This is a genomic window from Pseudonocardia sp. D17 (assembly GCF_036984265.1).
Lineage (GTDB): Bacteria > Actinomycetota > Actinomycetes > Mycobacteriales > Pseudonocardiaceae > Pseudonocardia > Pseudonocardia benzenivorans.
Window position 1 is genome coordinate 70297 of the sequence record NZ_BPRG01000035.1, and the last position, 19164, is coordinate 89460.

Genomic DNA, 19164 nt, shown 5'->3' on the forward strand with positions numbered 1-19164 from the left:
TGGGAGATGACCGCAGCACTGGACGCCGATCTGGCCGGCCTCGCGGACGTCCGCGTGAAGGCCCGGGCCGCGCGGCGCGCGTTCGAGCAGCTCGACGGCACCGACCAGGACACGCTCGACGGCTACGTGCGGGCGATGGCCCGGGCCGGCACCGCCGCGGCCGAGGAGCTGGCCCGGCTCGCCGTCGACGAGACCGGGTACGGCGTCTACGAGCACAAGATCCACAAGAACCGCTACAACACCGGGTTCGTCGCGCGCTGGATGCTGCAGCGCCGGGCCGTCGGCGTCCTGTGGGTCGACGACGAGGCGCGGGTGACGGCCGTCGGCTGCCCGATGGGCGTCATCGCCGGGATCATCCCGGTGACCAACCCGACGTCGACGGCGCTGTTCAAGTGCCTGGCCGCGGTGAAGTCCGGCAACGCGGTCGTGCTCGCGCCGCATCCGCGGGCGGCCCGCTGCACGTTGCGCGCCGCGGAGATCATGGCCGCGGCCGCGACGCGGGCCGGTGCCCCGGAGGGGCTGATCTCCTGCCTGGAGAACCCGACGCTGCCCGCGACCCGGGAACTGATGAGCCGCCGGGAGATCGCGCTCGTGCTCGCGACGGGCGGCCCGGGCATGGTCCGGGCCGCGTACTCGAGCGGCAAGCCGACGATCGCCGTCGGCGCCGGGAACGTGCCGGCCTACGTCGGGGCCAGCGTGCCCGACCCGGCCGAGGCCGCCGAGATGATCATCACGTCGAAGTCGTTCGACAACGGGACCGCGTGCGTCGCCGAGCAGTCCGTCGTCGTCGCCGACGCGGTCGCACCCGCGTTCCTGGCCGAGTTCGAGGCCCGCGGCGCGTACTGGATGAACGCCCCGCAGCAGGCCGCGCTGGTCCGCGTGCTGTTCGACGACCGCGGCGCGCTGCGTCCCGACGCGGTGGGGCAGACCGCACTCCGGCTGGCCGAGCTGGCCGGGTTCGCCGTACCGTCGACGACGCGGGTCCTCGCGTGCGAGCTCGACCGCGTCGGCGCGGACACCCCGCTCTCGCGGGAGATCCTCGGCCCGGTGCTGTCGGTCTACCGGGTGCCCGACGCCGCTGCCGGGCTGCGCCGGTGCCGCGAGATCCTCGCCCTCGACGGCGAGGGCCACACCACCGCGGTGCACGCGTCGTCGCCCGAGGAGATCGCGCCGTTCGGGGCGCTGCCCGCGGGGCGGATCGTCGTCAACACCCCGGCGCTGTTCGGCGGCATGGGCTTCTCGACCGAGGTCGACCCCTCCTTCCAGCTGGGCACCGGGACGTGGAGCGGGTCGATCTGCTCGGACAACGTCACGCCGCTGCACCTGATCAACATCAAGCGGATCGCGCACGAGGTCCGGCCGTGGCGCACGGTCTACGATCCGGTGGAGCTGTAGATGCCGCTCCTGACGACGTGCAGCGCGATCCCGGCGACGCGCTCCCTCCTGGAGCGGGCGGCCGCGGTCGCCGCGCTGGCGGGCGGCGATCCGGACGCGGCCGGCGCCGCGCGGGCCGCGACGGCGTTGCGGGTCGGCGTCGACCTCGGCACGGCGACCTGCGTGCTCGTCGTCCTCGCGACCGGCCCCGACGGCCGGGATCGGCCGGTGTGGGTCGACGGCAGGCCGTCGGGGGCGCTGGCCGACGGGGTCGTCGTCGACTTCGCCCGGGCCGTCGCCACGGTCCGCGACCTGCGCGACGCCGCTCGCGTCGCGCTGCGCACCGAGCTGCCGGCGGCCGCGACCGCCCATCCCCCGTGCGTCCCGGCCGCCGACGCCCGCGCCTGCACGTTCGTGTGCGAGGCGGCCGGGTTCGACGAGGTGGCGCTCGTCGACGAGGTCGGCGCCGCCCAGCGGACGCTGGGCCTGCGCGACGGGGTCGTCGTCGACGTGGGCGGCGGGTCGACCGGCGTCGGCGTCTACCGCGCCGGCGAGCTCGTGGCGCTCGACGACCGGCCGGGGGGCGGCCACCATCTCGACCTCGTGCTCGCCGGCGCGCTCGGCCTCGCGCTGGAGGACGCCGAGCCGTACAAGCGCGCCCATCCCGGCGAGGCGTTGCCCGTGCTCGTGCCGGGTTTGCAGCGGATCGCGGAGAACGTGCGCGCGCTGACCGCCGGGCACGAGGACCTCCCGCTGCACCTCGCGGGCGGCGCACTGATGATCCCCGGCGCGGGCGACGTGCTGGCCGGCTACCTGGAGCGAACCGTCGTGACGTACCCGCACGCGCTGCTGATCACCCCGGTCGGGATCGCGAGGTCGGCACCGTGACCCCGCAGAACCCGGCGCCGACGCTGCGCACCTACGCGTTCGTCGACCGCATGCAGCCGCAGTGCGCCGCACACATCGCCGCCACCAGCCCCGGCGACGTCCCGCTCGCGGGCATGGCCGAGCTGTACATCGAGATGGCCCCCGGCAACGAGGTGTTCCGGGCCGCCGACATCGCGCTCAAGGCGGCAGGCGTGCGGCCGGCGCTGCAGATCATCGAGCGCGAGTTCGGGCTGCTGGAGATCCACTCCGAGCAGCAGGCGGAGGTGCTCGCGTCGGGGCAGGCGGTGCTCGACGAGCTGGGGCTGACCGAGGCCGACCGGATCCGCCCGACGATCGCGTCGACGCAGTTCATCACGAACGTCCACCCCTACCAGGCGCAGCTGCTCAACAAGTGGCGCAAGGGATCCATGCTGATGCCCGGGCAGAGCCTGTTCGTCATGGAGGTCGCTCCGGCCGCCTACATCTCGGTCGCGGCGAACGAGGCGGAGAAGGCCGCGTCGATCACCGTGATCGAGCTGCGCGCGGTGGGCCGGTTCGGCCGGATGTTCCTGTCGGGCACCGAGAGCGAGGTGCAGACCGCGCGGGACGCGGCCGTCGCCGCGCTCGAGGGCATGCACGGCCGGGAGGACCGGCGATGACGGTGTGGGGTGCGGCGGCCGTCGACGAGGCGGTCGCGGGCGGGGCCGGGGTCGTGCACGTCGGGACCCGCGACGTCGTCACCCCGCTGGCCCGGGAACGGGCCCGGGAGCTGGGCGTGGAGATCGTGGTCGGCTCCCCTGCACCGCCGTCGGCCGCCGCGCGAGGCGCGGGGCCCGCGTCGCCCGCCCAGGTCCGTCCGCTCCCCGACCCCGCCGCGGTGTCGGCCCGGCTCGGTTCCGCGCCGCGGCCGGTGCGCCCGCCCTCCGGGGCGCTCTACCGCCGCGGCGCCCCGACCGGCCGGTCCTCCCGTCGCTCGTCGGCCCCTCCTGGCCGCGGTGCGCCGGGCGGGCGGGTCGGGCGGGTCGTCGTGGTGGGGGCCGGGAACGTCGGCATGATCGCCGCGATGCGGCTCGCCGACGCCGACGCCTTCGACGAGGTCGTGCTCGTCGACATCGACGAGGGCCGCGCGGCCGGGATCGCGCTGGACCTCACCCACACCGCCGCACTGAGCGGGTTCACCACCCGCGTCCGCGGGGTCGGCACGGTCGAGGAGGCGGGCCGGGCCGACTACGTCGTCCTCACCGCCGGACGTCCCCGCACGCCGGGGATGAGCCGCTCGGACCTCATCGCGACGAACGCGGAGATCGTCGGCGACATCGCGTCCCGGCTCGCGCGGACCTCACCCGACGCGGTGCTCGTCGTCGTGACCAACCCGCTGGACGAGATGACCCAGCACGCGTGGGTGTCGTCGGGGTTCCCGGCACAGCGGGTCGTCGGCATGGCCGGGGTGCTCGACACCGCGCGGTTCCAGGCGCTGGCGTCCCTGGCCGGGGCCGGGCCCGCCGAGGTCGTCGGCGCGTGGGCGCTGGGCAGCCACGGCGAGGAGATGGTCGTCCCGTTGTCGCAGGCCACCGCGGGTGGCCGGCCGATTCTGGAGCGGGTCGGCCCGGCCGACCTCGACGCGACCGTCGACCGGACGCGGGGTTCGGGCGCGGAGGTCGTCGGGCTGCTGCGGTCGGGCAGCGCGTTCATGGCCCCCGGCACGTCGGCGGCCCGGATGGTGCTGGCCATGGTCGCCGACCGCGGCGAGGTCATGCCCGCCGCGGTCCTGGCCGACGGCAGCTACGGCATCCGGGACGTCTACGTCGGCCTGCCCGCCCGCCTCGGCCGCGGCGGCGTGCAGGGCATCGTCGAGCTCGACCTGCGTCCCGCCGAGCTCGCCGCCCTGCGGGAGGCGGCCGAACGCATCCGGGAGCGGCTCGGCGCGTTGGCGGCGACCCCGGCATGAAGGCCGTGCTCTTCGTCGGGGACGGGACGGTGCGCGTCGAGTCGGTCGCGGAGCCGATCGTCGTCGATCCCGGCGACGCGATCGTGCGGGTGCGCCGGGCCGCGGTGTGCGGCACCGACCTGCACGCCGTCGCGCACGGCGAGCACCTGCCCCGCGGCAGCGTGCTGGGCCACGAGTTCGTCGGAGAGGTCGTCGGGACGGGACCGGCGGTGCAGGGCCACACGGTCGGGGACCTCGTCGTCGGCGCGGACTTCACCGCGTGCGGGACGTGCTGGTGGTGCCGCCGCGGCGACCACTGGGAGTGCCCGCAGCGGCGGTTCTTCGGCACCGGCTCCGCCTACGGCCCGCCGCTGGCCGGGAGCCAGGCCGAGTTCGTCCGCGTCCCGTTCGCCGACACGGTGCTGCGCCCGGTGCCGGCCGGGATCGGGCTCGACGCGGCCGTGTTCCTCGGCGACACCCTCGCCACCGGCTACGCCGCGGTCCGCCGCGCGGGGCTCACCCCCGGCGACACGGTCGTCGTGCTCGGGGGCGGGCCGGTCGGCCAGCTGACCAGCCTGGCGGCGCAGGCGTGCGGCGCGGGGACGGTGGTCGTCGTCGAACCGGTCGACGCCCGCCGCGTGCTCGCCGCCCGCGAGGGCGCCGTCGTCGCCGACCCGGCCGGGGCTCCCGCGACCGTGGCCGGGCTGACCGACGGCCGCGGCGCCGACGCGGTGATCGACGCCGTCGGCGGCCCGCGCGGCCTCGACACGGCGTTCACGCTGGTCAGACGGCGCGGCACCATCGTGTCCGTCGGCGTGCACACCGAGCCCGAGTTCGCGCTGCCCGTCGCCAGGGCCTTCGCCGACGAGCTCACGCTGCGGTTCGCGATCGGCGACCTCATGCGCGACGGCGAGGCGCTCGTCGCACTCGTGGCGTCCGGTGTGCTGGACCCGACGGTCGTCGCGACGCAGACGGTCCCGCTCGACGACGTCCCCGACGCGTACCGGGCGATGGCCGCGCGACGTACGCTCAAGTCCCTGATCGCGACCTGACGGGGCCGGGGGGTGAGATGACACCAGCCGAATCCCGGCGGCTCACCGTCGCCGGCCCGCCGGGCCTCGCCACCCTGCTGGAGTCGCTGCCCGCGGACCTCGCCGCCGCGGCGGGAGAGGTCGCCGCGCGCGCGTCGCTACTGGTCGGGACGGCGGTCACCATCGCCTGGTGGTCCGACACCGGCTGGACCGCGCTCGCCGGACCCGGGACGGGGATCGCGGGCCTGCCGCGGGGCGGCCCGTCGCCGTGCGCGCCCGTCGAGCGCCGCGGGCTGGTCATCCCGGCCGGGGCGGCCGTCGCGCTGTGCTGGGACCCGGGGACCGACGTCGAGCCCGGCGCGTGGCAGCTGCTGCGGCAGGCGTGCGTCTGGCTCTCCCTCGTGCTCGCGGACTCGTCGGCCACGGGCCGGGTGCAGGACGCCGACGCCGAGGCCGAGGCGGTGCGCGACGTCGTCGCCCAGCTGCTGTCGGCGCGCGACGTCGACCAGGCGCTGCACACCATCGCCGAGCGGACGCTGCGGCTGCTGGACTCCGACATCTGCGGGGTCATGCTGCGCGAGGACGACGTCGTGCGGATGCGGGCGTGCGTCGGCAACCGGGTCGCCGAGACGGCCCGGCTCCGGATGCACCGCGGCCAGGGCGTCGCCGGCCTGGTGTTCCTCACCGGCGAGCCCGCCAAGGTCGACTCCTACCTCGAGGACGAGACGATCAGCCAGGACTTCATGTCGCTGGCCGAGAAGGAGGCGACGCGGTCGGCGCTGGCCGTCCCGCTCCGTCTGCAGGGCGAGTTCGTCGGGGTGCTGGAGGTCTGGCGGCGCCGCCGGTCGATCTTCACCGAGCGTGACGTGCGCCGCATGGTGACCCTCGCGGACTTCGCGACCGTCGCCATCGACAACGCCCGGCTGCACGACGAGCAGGCCGCCGCCACCGCCGACGCCGAACGCGCCCGCGACGCGCTGCAGCACCAGGTGTCGGTGCTCGATCGCAGCTCACGGCTGCAGCACAGTTTGCTGACGACCGTCGTCGAGGGTGGCGGCCTGCCCGCGATCATGCGCGCGGTCGCGACCGAGCTGGACTGCGAGATCGGCGTGTACGGCCCCGACGGCACCCTGCTCGCCGCACACAGCGGCCGCAGGCTGGTGTCGTCGCTGCCCGCGACGGTCGGCCGGCCCGCGCGTCGCCGCCGCACCGGCGCCGGTCGCAGCTGGATCCGGCCCGTCTACGCCGACGGCGACGAGGTCGGCCAGGTCGTGCTGCTGCCGGGCGGCGGGTCCGACGAGATGCTGGAGGTCACCGCCGGACAGGTCGCGATGGCCTGCTCGCTGGCGCTGCTGCGCGAACGCGCCGCCAGCCGGGCCCGCGCGGAGGCGATCGAGCAGGTGCTGTGGGACCTGCTGCAGGGACCCGTCGAGCACCGGCTCGCCGCCCGCACCCGGGCCCAGCAGCTGGGTCTGGCCCTGACGGGCGCGCTGCGTGTCGTGCACGGGCGCATCGAGAACGTCGAGGACCTCGCCGCCGAGCACGGCTGGGACACCTCCGGCACCGAACGGCTGCGCCGGCACGTCCTGCGCACGGTCCGCACGCTCGACGACGGGCGCGGGCTGGCGCTGGCCGGCCTGCGCGGGGACCTGCTCGTCGCGATCGCGTCCGACGTCGGGCGGGCCGAGGCGAAGGACCTGGTCACCGCGTTCTCCGCGGCGGTGCGCGCCGACTGGCCGGACCTGCGGATGACCTGGGGAATCAGCCGGGAGCACCGCGACGTCGTCGCCCTGCCGGGGGCGTGGAACGAGGCCCGCACGGCACTGTCGGCGGCCCGGCGGCTGGGCGGGCAGAACGCGTTCCTCTACGAGGAGCTCGGCATCGTGCGGCTGCTGCTCGGCAGCGGCGACGACCCCGACCTCCAGACGTTCATCGAGGACGTGACGGGCCCGCTCGTCGCCTACGACCGTGACAACGACGGTGCCCTGATCCGCACGCTGCGCGCGTTCTTCGACGCCGACTGTTCGCAGCGGCTCGCGGCCGAGCGCCTGTTCGTGCACCACAAGACGTTGCGCTACCGGCTGGAGCGGATCCGCCAGCTCACCGGGCTCGACCTGAGCCGGCACGAGGACCGGATGCGCGCCGACTTCGCGCTGCGGCTGCTGCAGGTCAACCAGACCGCGGGCGACGACGGCGAGACCGGCTGACGGGCGCTCAGTCGAGCGGGACGACCGCCTGGCCGACCACGCCCTCGGTCTCCCCGTGCGGGCGCGGGATCACGTGCGAGGTGTAGAGCTCACCGACGCGGGCGGCCGCGGCGGCACCGGCGTCGACGGCCGCCTTCACCGCGCCGACGTCGCCGCGCACGAGCACCGACACCTGCCCGTTGCGCAGCGTGCGATAGCCCTCGACCTCGACGTTCGCGGCCTTCACCATCGCGTCCGCGGCCTCGATCGCGCCCACCAGCCCCCGCGTCTCGATCATCCCGAGCGCACCGCTGCCCGCCATCCCGGCTCCCTCCGCCGCTGCGCCCGACGGTAGCGGCGCCCTGCGACATCGGCGCTGTCCCGGACGGACAAGCCGGTGCGTGCCCGTTGTCCCGTGAGTGGCGTACTCCTGCCACGGCCGGGTCGGGCGTCGCAACCTGCGACAGTCGGCCGGTTCCGGGCCGGCGCGGTCCTAGCCTGGGCCGGTGGACCTCACCGGCATCGAGGCGGCGGCGCAGCGGTTCCGGCGGACGGGTCGCATCGACCCTGCCTGCGAGGCCGTCCGGCCGGAGGTGGTGGCGTCGTGGCTGCGGGCGGTCGACGCCGGTGTGCGGCTCGACGCCGTCGAGGTCAGCTACGTCGGGCACGAGCCCGGCCGGTCGGCCGTCCCGGAGGCCGACGAGGTCTTCGCGGCGTTCTTCTCCCTCACCCCGCGCCCCCGCTGCTCGGTCGCGCTGGTCGACCACGACGGTGTCGTGCGCGTGCGTCACGACGGCGATCCGGCGCTCGCGGCGCTGCTCGACGGCGTGCTGTTCACGCCGGGGTTCCGGTACGCGGAGGGCGACGTCGGGACGACGGCCGCCGCCCTGCTGCACCACGGGGGCGACGTCGCGAGCGTCGTCGGCGCCGAGCACCTGCACCCGGAGCTGACGTGGCTGGCCGAGTCGGCGGCGACGGTGCACCGCAGCGACGGTGCGGCGCCGGACGCGGTCGTCGTGCTGCGCCACGTCGCGGATGCCGACGACACCGGGACCGCGGTCGCCGGGCTGCTCGCCGGCCGGATCGCCGAGGCCGTCGCCGACCGTGCGCACCGGCACGGCCTGCTCGTCCACCGCCGCTTCACCGAGGCGCGCGACGCCGGGGCGGAGTGGGTGCTCGCCACCGACGGCGACGCGCTGCTCACGTGCCCGGGAGTGCGCAGGCTCGGGCACGACGACCAGCGCAGCCTGGCCGACCTCACGCTCGCCGCGGCCGTCATCGGCGAGGCCGACGGGGGCGACCGGCACGTCGACCTGCCGTCGGGACACTGCGCGGCGCTGGCCGTCGAGCCGGTGTCCGATGCCGGCGTCGTCGTCGGCTGCGTGGTGTCCGGCGGGCCGCTGGATCTCGCGGCGCGGTTCGCCGTGCCGGAGGCCGTGCGGCGCCAGGGCTCGCACGTCGCCCCGACGACGCGCCGCGACTACGCCGCCGACCTGCGCGGCGGCGACCACTCCGCGCGGCTGCACGCCGAGGCGCGGATGCGGGCCAACCGCGAGCTGCTGAGCCCCTACCTGCGGGCCTGCCACGAGGTCGCGGCCGCGGTCGGGCGCCGGCGCCACCAGCTCCTGATCGGGGAGGCGGGCGTCGGCAAGCAGACACTGGCCGTGCAGCAGTTCCGGCGCGCGCACCCGTCGGCGATGGTGCACGTCGTCGACTGTTCGCGGATCGGGGACTCGACGGGCGGACCCGACCCGCTCGACCGCGTCGCCCGCGAGCCCGGCGACCGGCCGCGGCTGCTCGTGCTGCGCCAGATGAACCTGCTCAGCCCGGTCGCCGCGCGCCGGCTCGACGAGTCGCTGCGCACCCTCGTCGCGATGCCCGACCCGCTCGTCGTCGCCGGCTGCATCGACAGCGCCTCCGCGGACGCCACCCGCCCGTACGGGCTGCTGCTGCGGCACTTCCACGAGACCGTCCGGGTGCCCGCGCTGCGCTACCGCGCCGACGAGCTGGGCGACATCGCGATGTCGATCCTGCACGGGCTCGCGGGTGGGCGGTCGTTGCGGCTGAGCATGCAGGTCGTGCGGGTGCTGGAGGGCTACGCGTGGCCGGGCAACGTGCGCGAGCTGGAGGACGTGCTGCGCTACGTCGTGGCCCGCAAGCCCGTCGGGGTCATCCAGGCGCCCGACCTGCCACCGTCGTGCTTCGCGCACCGGGCGCCACGGATGTCGATGCTCGAGGCCGCCCAGTGCGACGTCATCATCCAGGCGCTCTACGAGGCCCGCGGCAACCGCTACAAGGCGGCCGAGATGCTCGGGATCGCCCGCTCGTCGCTGTACCGCAAGATCGACGCCTTCGGGATCTCCTACATCGGCTGATCATCGCCGCGCACGGGGTTGCGGACAAACCGGTCGACGCCCCGGCCGGTTCCGTCGACGATGTCCGCCGTGCGGATCCGCCCCGAGACCATCGCCGACCACGATGCCGTGCGCGCCGTCCATCGCGCCGCCTTCGCCCCGCCCCACGGGAGCGAGGCGGTCGAGGCCGGGCTCACCGACCGGCTCCGCGACGGTCCCTGGTTCCTGCCCGCTCTCTCCCTGGTCGCCGACGACGAGGACCGGGTGGTCGGCCACGTGATCTGCACCCGGGCTCACGTCGGCGAGGCCGACGCGCTGGGGCTCGGGCCGATCGGTGTGCTGCCCGAGGCGCAGCGCCACGGGATCGGGAGTGCGCTCGTCGACGCCGCGGTCGACGTCGCCCGGAGCCGCGGGGAGCGGCTCGTCGGGCTCCTCGGCGACCCGGACTTCTACGGGCGTTTCGGGTTCGTCGACTCCAGGACCGTCGGCATCGATGCCCCGGACCCGACGTGGGGCGTCCACTTCCAGGTCCTGGCCCTCGACGACGACACCCCGCGGGGCACCTTCCGCTACGCGACGCCCTTCGACGAGCTCTGACGCGCCGGGGTCACGATGTGCTCGTCGAGCGACGGGCGGCGCGTCATCGTCCAGTAGTCCTGCAGCCGCCACGGGCTGTTGGTGACGACGCGACCCGCCGCGTTGCGGTACCACGTGCTCATCCCCGGGTGGGTCCAGATCATGTTCTCGTGCGCGGCGTCGACGCGGGCGACGTAGTCCTCGCACACGTCGCGGCGCACCTCGACGGCCGCGACGTCGGACGCCACCATCTCGCGCAGCAGGGCGACCATGTAGTGCACCTGGCACTCCGCGTGGAACATTGTCGAGCCGCCGTGGCCGAGGTTGGTGTTGGGCCCGTACATCAGGAACAGGTTCGGGAAGTCGGGGACCTCGATGCCCAGGTGCGCCCAGGCGTCGTCGTCGCCCCACCGCTCGCGCAGCGACGTGCCGGAACGGCCGCGGATGTCCAACGGGTGCAGCATCTTCCGGGCGGAGAAGCCCGTCGCGAAGACGAGGACGTCGACCTCGTGGCGGCCGCCGTCGTCGGTCACCACGGTCGAGCCGTCGATCGCGGCGACGCCGGACGTCACGAGCGAGACGTCGTCGCGACGCAGTGTGGAGAACCAGTTGCAGTCCAGCAGCATCCGCTTGCCGTACGGCGGGTAGTCGGGCAGCGACTTCGCGACCAGGTCCTCGCGGTCACCGAGCTGCTCGCGCAGGTAGCGGGTGAAGAACTCGCGGTGCTTGTCGTTGGTGCGGTTGATGGAACGGCCGTCGGCGGCCCGCTCCCACGCCTCGTCGCGCTGCAGCGTGGGGTGCAGCTTGTCCTGGAACATCCACATGAGCCGCAGCCGGTACCAGGGCCGGTAGTACGGGACCTGCTCGAACAGCAGCCGGGTGCGCGGGTCGACCTCGCGCAGGTAGTTCCCGTTGGGTGCGACCCACTGCGGGGAGCGCTGGAAGATCACCAGCGAGCCGGCCTGCTCCGCGATCGCCGGCACGACCTGCATCGCCGACGCGCCGGTCCCGACGACGCCGACGCGCAAGCCCGTCAGGTCGACCGAGTGGTCCCACTGCGCGGTGTGGAAGGCGGGGCCCGGGAAGGTGTCGAGCCCGGGCAGTGCCGGGACGACGGGCCGGTTGAGCTGGCCGACGGAGCTGACGAGCACGTCGGACGCGAGCTCGGAGACGACGCCGTCGCGGGCACGCACCTGCACCCGCCAGACGGAGGAGCCGGAGTCCCAGGTCGCGCCGAGCACCTCCGTCCCGAACCGGATCACCGACCGCAGCCCCTCCTGGTCGGCGACGCGCCGCAGGTAGTCGAGGATCTCGGGCTGCTTGGCGTAGTAGCGCGACCAGCTCGGCCACGGCGCGAAGGAGAACGCGTAGAGGTGGCTCGGGGTGTCGACGCCCGCGCCCGGGTAGTCGTTGTCGAGCCAGGTGCCGCCGACGTCGTCGTTGCGCTCCAGGATCGTGACGTCGACCCCGAGGCGACGCAGTGCCGTGCCCGCGCAGATCCCGGAGATGCCGGCGCCGATGATCACGACCGACAGGTCCGCGCCGAGCGGCGGCCCGTCGAACGCGTCGGACGGGACGAAGCCCGCGTCCTCGGCCATCGACGGCGCGTACTCGGCCGGCACCTGCTCGCCCAGCGACTCGCCGAGGATCTCGATGAGCCCGGCTCCCAGCGGGGGCGGGGTCACGTCGCGGCCGCCGTCGCGCAGCTCGCGCAGCACGTCGAGCACGGCGTCGCGGATCTCCTGCTGGACCGGCTCGGGCAGCCCGCCGGAGTCGTTGTCGTTCATCGCGATCGTGCGCGAGGGCCGGTAGGGCTCGGCGAACCAGCGGGGATCACCGGTGAGTGTGCGCAGCACTAGCAGCAGCGTGGGGATGTTCCCTGCCGTGAGGGCGTCGCGCAGGGTCTCGTCGTCGGCGGTGACGGTGGGCAGCGCGACGGGGCCGGTGACCGGGCTGTTCGTCTCGAGCATCAGGTTCCCTCCAACAACTCGACCGACTGGTCGGTCGGGCTACGACGCCACGAAGATACCGCGCGGGGCGGACCGCGCCCACGGAGACGTTCGGCACAGCTACGGCGCAGGCCCCGTGCTGGTCGCGGCGATGCCGGACAGGAAACAGCGCCAGAAGCTCACGGCGATCGCCCGCGCCGCCATCGCACCCCCCGGCCGGTACCACTGGTACGACCAGTTGCACACGCCGAAGAACGCCAGCGTCGCCAACCGCGGGTCGGTCACGGCGAAGTCCCCGCGGGCCACGCCGTCCTCGACCACGGCCAGCACCGCGGCGAAGTACTCGTCGCGGCGCGCCCGCGAGTGGGCCTCGTCCTCGGGCGGCAGCTCCCGGCGGTGCTCGTAGTAGCAGCGCAGGTTGGCGGGCTCGCGGTCGAGCAGCTCGAGGTGGTCCTCGAGCACCCCGAGCAGCACCGCGGCGGGCGCCGCGCCGGTGTCGATGCGCTCGCGCAGCCGCCCCAGCAGCCGGTCGGCGAGGTCGTCGTGGATCCGGGCGAGGATGCGGCCCTTGCTCGGCACGTGGTGGTAGAGGGTCGGCTTCTTGATGCCCACCGCGGCGGCGATGTCGTCCATCGAGGTGTGGTGGTAGCCGCGCTCGTCGAACAGCCGGGCCGCCGCCCGCACGATCTCCCGGTGCCGCGACGAGGGCACCACCGGGTCCGCAGGGCCCCGCGGCGGTGCCCCGGTCCCCGGCCCCCCGTCCACGTCCCGGCCCTACCCCTGGCCGCGCAGGAGCTTCTTCTCGATCTTCCCGATCGAGGTCTTGGGCAGCTCGTCGCGGATCTCCACGATCGTCGGCACCTTGAACCTCGCCAGCCGGGTCGCGCAGTGCTCCTGGATCGCCTCGACGGTCAACGTGCTGCCCGCGGCGAGCGCGACGAACGCCTTCACCGCCTCGTCGCGGATCGGGTCGACCACGCCGATCACCGCGGCCTCGACGATCTCCGGGTGGTCGAGCAGCACCGACTCGACCTCGACCGTCGACACGTTCTCGCCGGCACGCTTGATCATGTCCTTGCCGCGGTCGAAGAAGTAGAAGTAGCCCTTCTCGTCGACGTAGGCGTTGTCGCCGGTGTGCAGCCACCCGTCGACCAGCGTGCGGGCCGTGGCCTCCGGGTCGTTGTGGTAGCCGAGCATGAGGGTGCGGCCCGGCCGGCCCTGCACGACGATCTCGCCGACCTCGCCGCGCGGCACCTCGTTGCCCTCGGCGTCGACGAGCTTGACGACGCGGTCGTGCAGCGGGACCCCGATCGAGGGCCAGCGCTTCGGCCCGAACACCGGCGCGACCGTCACCAGCGTCATCGCCTCCGACAGTCCGTAGCCGTTGACCAGCTCGACGCCGTAGCGCTTCTCGAAGCTGTCGCGCTCGTCGGTGGTGATGTTGAGCGCGTAGAAGACGCGGCGGACGTCGTGCTGGTCGTCGGTGTCCCGCGGGGGCTGCGCGAGCAGCGTCCGGGCCTGCATCGCGACGAGGCTGATCTGGGTGGCCTTGTGCGCGCGGACCTGGTCCCAGAACTTCGTCGCCCGGTACTCCTCCAGCACGATCGCGGTGCCGCCGACCGTCAGCGACGACAGCACCGTCAGCGACTGGGCGTTGACGTGGAACACCGGCAGCGAGGTCAGGCAGCGCTCGGAGGAGTCGAGCAGCAGCGCCCTCGACGAGCGCTCGCCGGAGTGCAGCGCGTTGGCGTGGGTGAGCAGCACACCCTTGGGGCGGGCGGTCGTCCCCGAGGTGAAGATCATCTCGACGACGTCGTCGGGGCCGACGCCGTTGTCCGGCGGGGTGGCACCGGCGAGGCGCTGGTCGTCGAGCAGCAGCGTGCCCTCGGGTGCGGTGTCGGTGCGCGCCATGAGGGTGTGGCGCACCGTCGGGCACTCGGCGACCGCGCGCGCGACGACGTCGGCGAACAGCGGCTGGGTGATCACCGCGACGGACCCGGAGTAGGAGACGACGTGCTGGATCTCCCCCGCGGTGTTCGCGACGTTGGACGGCACGAACACCGCGCCGAGGGTCGCGAGGGCGAACCAGGCCTCGAGCACCTCGGGGCTGTTGCGCAGGTGGATCGTCACCCGGTCGCCCTTGCCGACGCCGAGCGCCGCGAGCCCGGCGGCGAGCTCGTCGACACGGCGGGAGAAGTCCAGGTAGCTGAACTCGGTGATCGTGCCCTCGGCGTCCTCGTAGACCAGGTAGGTCTTCTCCGGCGTGCGGGCCGTGCGCTCGTCGAGCAGGTCTCGCAGCGTCCGGTCGCCGATCAGGTCGTGCACGGTCTCCTCCTCCAAGTGGGTCACAGCATCAGGTCGCGGGTGCGGCGGGACCGGCGGCGATGCGTCCGACGACCTGGCCGGGGACGACCTCGTCGCCCGCCGCCACGAGGGTCGCGGTGACGACACCCGCCGCGGGGCTGGGCAGGTCGGCGGTCGTCTTGTCGGTCTCGACCTCGGCCAGCGCCTCGCCCTCGCCGACGGTATCGCCCACCTGCACGAGCCACCCGACGAACGTGGCGTCGTCCATGGTCAGGCCCCATCTCGGGACGACGACGTCGATCTCGGTCACCGGACCCCCTGCAGCACGCTCGCGCGGATCGCGTCGGCGATGGTGCCGGGCTGGGGCAGGTAGGCGGCCTCCAGCTGCGGCGGGAACGGCGACGGCGCGAACGGCGCCGCGACGCGGGCGACCGGGGCGCGCAGGTCGCCGAAACAGTGCTCCGCGACCGTCGCGGCGATCTCCGCGCCCGCCCCGAAGGCGGCCACGGCGTCGTGCACCACGACGAGCCGCCCGGTGCGCCGCACCGACTCCAGCACCGTCGCGCGGTCCCACGGGCTGATCGTCCGCAGGTCGATCACCTCGACGTCGACCTCGTCGGCCAGCGCCGCGGCGGCCGCGTCGACGCGGTGCACGGCTCCGCCCCAGGTCACGACGGTGACATCGGTGCCCGGTCTGCGCACGGCCGCGACCCCGATCGGGACGAGCGCGTCGGGGTCGTCGGCGACCTCGCCACGGCGCGACCACTCGGCGAGGCTCTCGATCACGACGACGGGCCCGTCGTCGCGGATCGCCGACTTGAGCAGGCCCCGGGCGTCGGCCGGGTTCGAGCCCCACACCACGGTCAGCCCGGGGACGTGGGCGAGCCAGGCCTCCAGGTTCTGCGCGTGCTGGGGGCCGGTGTTGCGCCCGCTCGCGCAGATCGTGCGGACGACCATGGGCGCCCGGTAGTGGCCGCCGGACATGTAGCCGACCTTGGCGGCCTGGTTGACGACCTGGTCCATCGCCACGGTCATGAAGTCGAGGAACATCACCTCGACGACGGGCCGCAGCCCGGTCATCGACGCCCCGAGCGCGGCGCCGACGATCGTGGCCTCACTGATCGGGGTGTCGCGCACCCGGGCGGCACCGAACTCGTCGAGCAGGCCCTTGGTCGCGCCGAACGGGCCGCCCGGGGCACCGACGTCCTCGCCGAGGACGCAGACCGCCTCGTCGCGGGCCATCTCCTCGCGCAGCGCCTGGTTGATCGCCTGCCAGTACTTGAGCCGAGCCATCAGGACACCCCCGGCCGCACGTCGTCGAGCAGCGAGGACACGGGGGCAGGCGCCGCGGCGGCCGCCGCGGCGGCGGCGTCGCGTACCTCGGCCGCGACCTCGGTGTCGACCGCCTCGACCCGTGCGGACGGCACCCCGAGCTCGGCGAGCCGGGCCCGGAACAGGACGAGCGGGTCGCGCGCCGCCCAGGCCGCCGTCTCCTCCGCGCTGCGGTAGCGCAGCGGGTCGCCCTCGAAGTGCCCGCGGATGCGGTGGGTCTCGCACTCGAGCAACGTCGGTCCCTCCCCCGCACGGGCCCGCGCCACCGCGGTCGCGGCCGCGTCGCGCACGACCAGCACGTCGTTGCCGTCGACGGTGACCCCGGGGATGGCGTAGGGGCCCGCGAAGTCGGCGACGCGCGTCGTCGCCAGGTGCACCGACGACGGCGTCATCTCCGCGACGCGGTTGTTCTCGCACACCAGCACCAGCGGGAGCCGCCACAGCGCCGCGAGGTTGAGCGTCTCGTGGAACACCCCCTCGGCGACGGCACCGTCGCCGAAGAAGGCCACGGCGACGCGGTCCTCCCCGCGGACCTGCGCGCTCCACGCCGCGCCGAGCGCCATCGGCAGCCCGCCGCCGACGATCGCGTTGGCGCCCAGGATGCCCGCGGAGCTGTCCGCGATGTGCATCGAGCCCGAGCGGCCCTTGCCGTAGCCCGCGGCGCGGCCGTACAGCTCGGCGAGCATGCCGAACACCTTGCCGCCCTTGGCGATGCAGTGCCCGTGGCCGCGGTGGGTCGTGGTGAGGGCGTCGTCGCGGCGCAGCACCGAGCACACCCCGGCGGCGACGGCCTCCTGGCCCGACGACAGGTGGATGAACCCGGGCAGCTCGCCCGCGGCGAACAGCGACCCGGCCGTCGTCTCGAAGACCCGGATGGTGGCCATGACGCGGTAGAGGTCGAGCGCCTGGTCGGCGGAGACGGTCACGAGGGCAGCTCCACCGTCGCCCGGCCCGGCGCGCACGTCTCCCCGCGCTGGTTGGTCTCGGCCAGCTCGCAGTCGACGAGCCGTCCGTTCACCGCGGTGACCGTCCCGGTGATCCGCAGCTCGTCGCCGGGGATCGCGTACTGCCGGTTCTGCCAGCGGAAACGCCGCAGCCGTGCGCGCGGCCCCGCCCATTCGACGACGAGCCGGGCCAGGTAGGACCCGTGCAGGTGCGACTGCACGAGCGGGCCCGGGTAGCCCTCGGTGGCGGCGTACGGGTGGTCGTAGTGGATCCGGTGCGGGTTCCACGTCAACGCGCTGAACCGGAACAGGGTGATCTCGGTCGGGGTGACGACGAGCTCGCCGATCGGGTCGCCGACGTTCACGTCGGCGGCGGTGGGGTACCCGGCGGCGGCCGCGTCGATGATCCGCTCGCTGCGCTCGCTCATCGGGCCAGGAAGCTCTCGTGGCACTCGACGAGCAACCGCCCGTCGCCGGCCTCGAGGTAACGCCGGTGGACCTCGATCACCAGCAGCGGGCCCGAGCGACCCTCCTTGCGCGTCACCGCCGTCACCTCCGCGTGCATCACCACGTCGAGCCCGGCGACGACGGGCTCGTGGAACGTCAGGTCCTGGCCGCCGCCCATGAGCCGCAGCCCCGCGACGTCGACGTCGCCCAGCGGGGTGCGGGAGTTGCCGTCGGCGAGCAGGTCGGACTCGGCGGGCCCGGTGTCCCAGCCGAGCACCGCGGTCAGGTACAGCGGCGCCGCCAGCAGGCCCGCGTACCCGAGATCGGCGGCCGCGGCCGGGTCCTGATACGGCCCGTCGGTGTGCCCGACCACCAGCGCGAACCGTTGCAGGGCACGCTCGTCGAGGACGCCGATCCGGATCTCCTGGACCTTGCCGACGCCGGCGCTCGCCTTCTCGTACGCCTCGTCGACGAGGGCCGTCACGACGTCACCATCGCCGACACGACGTCGCGCACCGACCGGTTCTCGACGTCGAGCACCGTGTCGACGAGCCCGGCGACGACCTCGTCCGGCGGCATCTCCGCCGACATCGCCGCGATCTGCGCGAGCAGCCCCTCGCGGTCCCAGTTGAAGTCGGCCGCACCGTCCTCGCCGACGTGCTCGACCCGGCCGCCGTCACGGAGGTCGATCTCCAGCCTGAACGAGCGCGAGGCGAGCGCGGGGTCGGGCACGACCGCGATCCGTCGGGCGAGCTCGAGCAGCCCGGCGTCGTCGGTGCGCAGCAGGTCCGACGCGGTGACCGTGCCCTTCTCCAGCGCGACGGCGAGGCAGAACTGGGCGCTCATCAGGGCGTCGCCCGCGCCGCGGAACGGTCCGACGGAGTCGGTCCCGGGATAGGCGGCCTCCCCCGGGGACAGGCTGAGCCGGGCGGCGCCGACGAGCTCGGGTGTCAGCGTGTGCTCGGCGCGCAACGACAGGGCGTCGGTGACCGGGGACTGCAGGATCGCGCACACCGGCAGCGGCTTGTAGGTGACGTCGCGGACGCGCCACGTCTCGCCGAGGTCGGTGGCGACCGTCGAGAGGTCGGTCTCCTCGCCGAGCAGCGCACGGTAGAAGCCCTGCGCGCCCTCGAAGGCGTCGGGGGCTCCGGCGCCTCCCGCCGCGGCCAGCCTGGCGGCGAGCAGCCCGTTGCGGGCGCAGAAGCCGACCTGGAAGAGCCACTCCTGACTGCCCGCGACCCACGTCTGGTTGGTGCCGCCGGCGAGGCTCGTCGCGATGCCGAGTGCGTCGGCCGTGGTCGCGGTGTCGAGCCCCAGCAGCCGGGCCGCGCCCGCGGCGGCGCCGAGGACGCCGTAGACACCCGTCGCGCGGAAACCCCGCGGCGTGGTGCGCGGCGCGAAGCCCTGCGACAGTGCGCCCGCGGTCTCGTAGCCGGCGGCGAGCGCGGCGACCAGGTCGGCGCCGGACGCGTCGAGCTCCTCGCCCAGCGCCAGCACCGCCGGGACCAGCGTCGCGCCGACGTGGGTGAGCCCGGGGAAGTACACGTCGTCCTGGGCGCGGGCGTGGATCATCGTCGCGTTGACGAACGCGGCGGTGTCGGGCGCGGCGGCGGCCCCGGTCCGGAACAGCCGGGCCCCGCTGCCCGCACCCAGGGCCTCGGCGTAGCGGAACGACACCCCGGTGACGACGTCGTCGGCCAGGGCGACGGCCAGGTTGTGCAGCAGCGTCACCCGGATCTTCTCGAGGACGTCGGCCGGCAGGGCGTCGGCCTGCAGGCCGCTCGTGAACCCGGCGACCCGTTCGGCGATGGTGCTGATGGCTCTACCTTCCCTTCGCACGGTGGTTCCCGGCAGGGAGCGCTTTCGGTGCTCG

At 74.5% G+C, this 19164-nt stretch carries 18 protein-coding genes; 8 read left to right on the plus strand and 10 right to left on the minus strand.

The genetic code is table 11. The features are described from left to right. Nucleotides 1-6: 6 nt before the first annotated feature. From PSD17_RS05460 to PSD17_RS05485, 6 genes are read left to right on the plus strand one after another with little or no spacing between them, the layout of a single operon-like run. Nucleotides 7-1395 (plus strand): aldehyde dehydrogenase family protein, encoded by a 1389-nt coding sequence (locus tag PSD17_RS05460; protein ID WP_013674244.1) that lies wholly within the window; start codon nt 7-9, stop codon nt 1393-1395. Next, on the plus strand, nt 1396-2262 hold the full coding sequence (gene eutJ / locus PSD17_RS05465; RefSeq protein ID WP_013674243.1) for an ethanolamine utilization protein EutJ: 867 nt from the start codon (nt 1396-1398) through the stop codon (nt 2260-2262). Further along, a complete protein-coding gene (locus PSD17_RS05470; protein ID WP_013674242.1) occupies nt 2259-2900 on the plus strand; it encodes a BMC domain-containing protein in 642 nt (213 codons plus the stop codon). The genes eutJ and PSD17_RS05470 overlap by 4 nt, the downstream gene beginning before the upstream one ends. Continuing rightward, entirely contained in the window at nt 2897-4189 is a 1293-nt protein-coding gene (locus PSD17_RS05475; RefSeq protein WP_339121945.1) for a malate dehydrogenase, read from the plus strand. The genes PSD17_RS05470 and PSD17_RS05475 overlap by 4 nt, the downstream gene beginning before the upstream one ends. After that, nucleotides 4186-5220 carry an alcohol dehydrogenase catalytic domain-containing protein gene (locus PSD17_RS05480; protein WP_339121946.1) on the plus strand — a complete coding sequence of 345 codons (1035 nt, stop codon included), beginning with the start codon at nt 4186-4188 and terminating at the stop codon, nt 5218-5220. The genes PSD17_RS05475 and PSD17_RS05480 overlap by 4 nt, the downstream gene beginning before the upstream one ends. Nucleotides 5221-5237: 17 nt before the next feature. Then, a complete protein-coding gene (locus PSD17_RS05485; protein WP_339121948.1) occupies nt 5238-7406 on the plus strand; it encodes a helix-turn-helix domain-containing protein in 2169 nt (722 codons plus the stop codon). Between the two features lie 7 nt (nt 7407-7413). Here the strand turns inward: PSD17_RS05485 and PSD17_RS05490 are convergent, their stop codons facing one another. Further along, complete coding sequence (locus tag PSD17_RS05490) at nt 7414-7707, minus strand: BMC domain-containing protein (protein ID WP_013674238.1); 294 nt, start codon at nt 7705-7707, stop codon at nt 7414-7416. A gap of 184 nt (nt 7708-7891) precedes the next feature. On the opposite strand from PSD17_RS05490, the gene PSD17_RS05495 reads away from it, so the two are divergent. Continuing rightward, nucleotides 7892-9760, plus strand: coding sequence for a helix-turn-helix domain-containing protein (locus PSD17_RS05495; RefSeq protein WP_013674237.1), 1869 nt, complete (start codon nt 7892-7894; stop codon nt 9758-9760). Nucleotides 9761-9829: 69 nt separating this feature from the next. After that, nucleotides 9830-10336 carry a GNAT family N-acetyltransferase gene (locus PSD17_RS05500; protein ID WP_445260992.1) on the plus strand — a complete coding sequence of 169 codons (507 nt, stop codon included), beginning with the start codon at nt 9830-9832 and terminating at the stop codon, nt 10334-10336. Here PSD17_RS05500 and PSD17_RS05505 read toward each other — a convergent pair. The 9 genes from PSD17_RS05505 to PSD17_RS05545 all read right to left on the minus strand — a co-directional run. Beyond that, nucleotides 10309-12285 carry a flavin-containing monooxygenase gene (locus PSD17_RS05505; protein ID WP_339121954.1) on the minus strand — a complete coding sequence of 659 codons (1977 nt, stop codon included), beginning with the start codon at nt 12283-12285 and terminating at the stop codon, nt 10309-10311. The two genes, PSD17_RS05500 and PSD17_RS05505, sit on opposite strands and share 28 nt — an antisense overlap. 99 nt (nt 12286-12384) lie before the next feature. Then, nucleotides 12385-12975 carry a TetR/AcrR family transcriptional regulator gene (locus PSD17_RS05510; RefSeq protein WP_233899384.1) on the minus strand — a complete coding sequence of 197 codons (591 nt, stop codon included), beginning with the start codon at nt 12973-12975 and terminating at the stop codon, nt 12385-12387. Nucleotides 12976-13038: 63 nt separating this feature from the next. Next, nucleotides 13039-14589, minus strand: a complete 1551-nt coding sequence (locus PSD17_RS05515) for an AMP-binding protein (RefSeq protein WP_013674233.1) — start codon at nt 14587-14589, stop codon at nt 13039-13041. A gap of 28 nt (nt 14590-14617) precedes the next feature. Then, a complete protein-coding gene (locus tag PSD17_RS05520) occupies nt 14618-14878 on the minus strand; it encodes a lipoyl domain-containing protein (RefSeq protein ID WP_013674232.1) in 261 nt (86 codons plus the stop codon). Continuing rightward, on the minus strand, nt 14875-15861 hold the full coding sequence (locus tag PSD17_RS05525; protein ID WP_103383927.1) for an alpha-ketoacid dehydrogenase subunit beta: 987 nt from the start codon (nt 15859-15861) through the stop codon (nt 14875-14877). Before PSD17_RS05525 ends, PSD17_RS05520 begins: the two co-directional genes overlap by 4 nt. Next, a complete protein-coding gene (locus tag PSD17_RS05530) occupies nt 15861-16826 on the minus strand; it encodes a thiamine pyrophosphate-dependent dehydrogenase E1 component subunit alpha (protein ID WP_339121957.1) in 966 nt (321 codons plus the stop codon). Before PSD17_RS05530 ends, PSD17_RS05525 begins: the two co-directional genes overlap by 1 nt. After that, nucleotides 16823-17272 carry a MaoC/PaaZ C-terminal domain-containing protein gene (locus PSD17_RS05535; protein WP_013674229.1) on the minus strand — a complete coding sequence of 150 codons (450 nt, stop codon included), beginning with the start codon at nt 17270-17272 and terminating at the stop codon, nt 16823-16825. The genes PSD17_RS05530 and PSD17_RS05535 overlap by 4 nt, the downstream gene beginning before the upstream one ends. After that, nucleotides 17269-17775, minus strand: a complete 507-nt coding sequence (locus PSD17_RS05540; protein WP_339121959.1) for an FAS1-like dehydratase domain-containing protein — start codon at nt 17773-17775, stop codon at nt 17269-17271. The genes PSD17_RS05535 and PSD17_RS05540 overlap by 4 nt, the downstream gene beginning before the upstream one ends. Continuing rightward, nucleotides 17772-19164: MmgE/PrpD family protein (locus tag PSD17_RS05545; RefSeq protein WP_339121961.1), on the minus strand; the 1393-nt coding region annotated here is incomplete at its 5' end. The genes PSD17_RS05545 and PSD17_RS05540, both read right to left, overlap by 4 nt.

Bases quoted from the DNA above. Each gene is read 5' to 3' on its own strand.
- PSD17_RS05490 (WP_013674238.1), bottom strand. From the start codon at position 7,707: ATGGCGGGCAGCGGTGCGCTCGGGATGATCGAGACGCGGGGGCTGGTG.
- PSD17_RS05505 (WP_339121954.1), bottom strand. From the start codon at position 12,285: ATGCTCGAGACGAACAGCCCGGTCACCGGCCCCGTCGCGCTGCCCACC.
- eutJ (WP_013674243.1), top strand. From the start codon at position 1,396: ATGCCGCTCCTGACGACGTGCAGCGCGATCCCGGCGACGCGCTCCCTC.
- PSD17_RS05460 (WP_013674244.1), top strand. From the start codon at position 7: ATGACCGCAGCACTGGACGCCGATCTGGCCGGCCTCGCGGACGTCCGC.
- PSD17_RS05525 (WP_103383927.1), bottom strand. From the start codon at position 15,861: ATGGCTCGGCTCAAGTACTGGCAGGCGATCAACCAGGCGCTGCGCGAG.
- PSD17_RS05485 (WP_339121948.1), top strand. From the start codon at position 5,238: ATGACACCAGCCGAATCCCGGCGGCTCACCGTCGCCGGCCCGCCGGGC.
- PSD17_RS05475 (WP_339121945.1), top strand. From the start codon at position 2,897: ATGACGGTGTGGGGTGCGGCGGCCGTCGACGAGGCGGTCGCGGGCGGG.
- PSD17_RS05480 (WP_339121946.1), top strand. From the start codon at position 4,186: ATGAAGGCCGTGCTCTTCGTCGGGGACGGGACGGTGCGCGTCGAGTCG.
- PSD17_RS05535 (WP_013674229.1), bottom strand. From the start codon at position 17,272: ATGAGCGAGCGCAGCGAGCGGATCATCGACGCGGCCGCCGCCGGGTAC.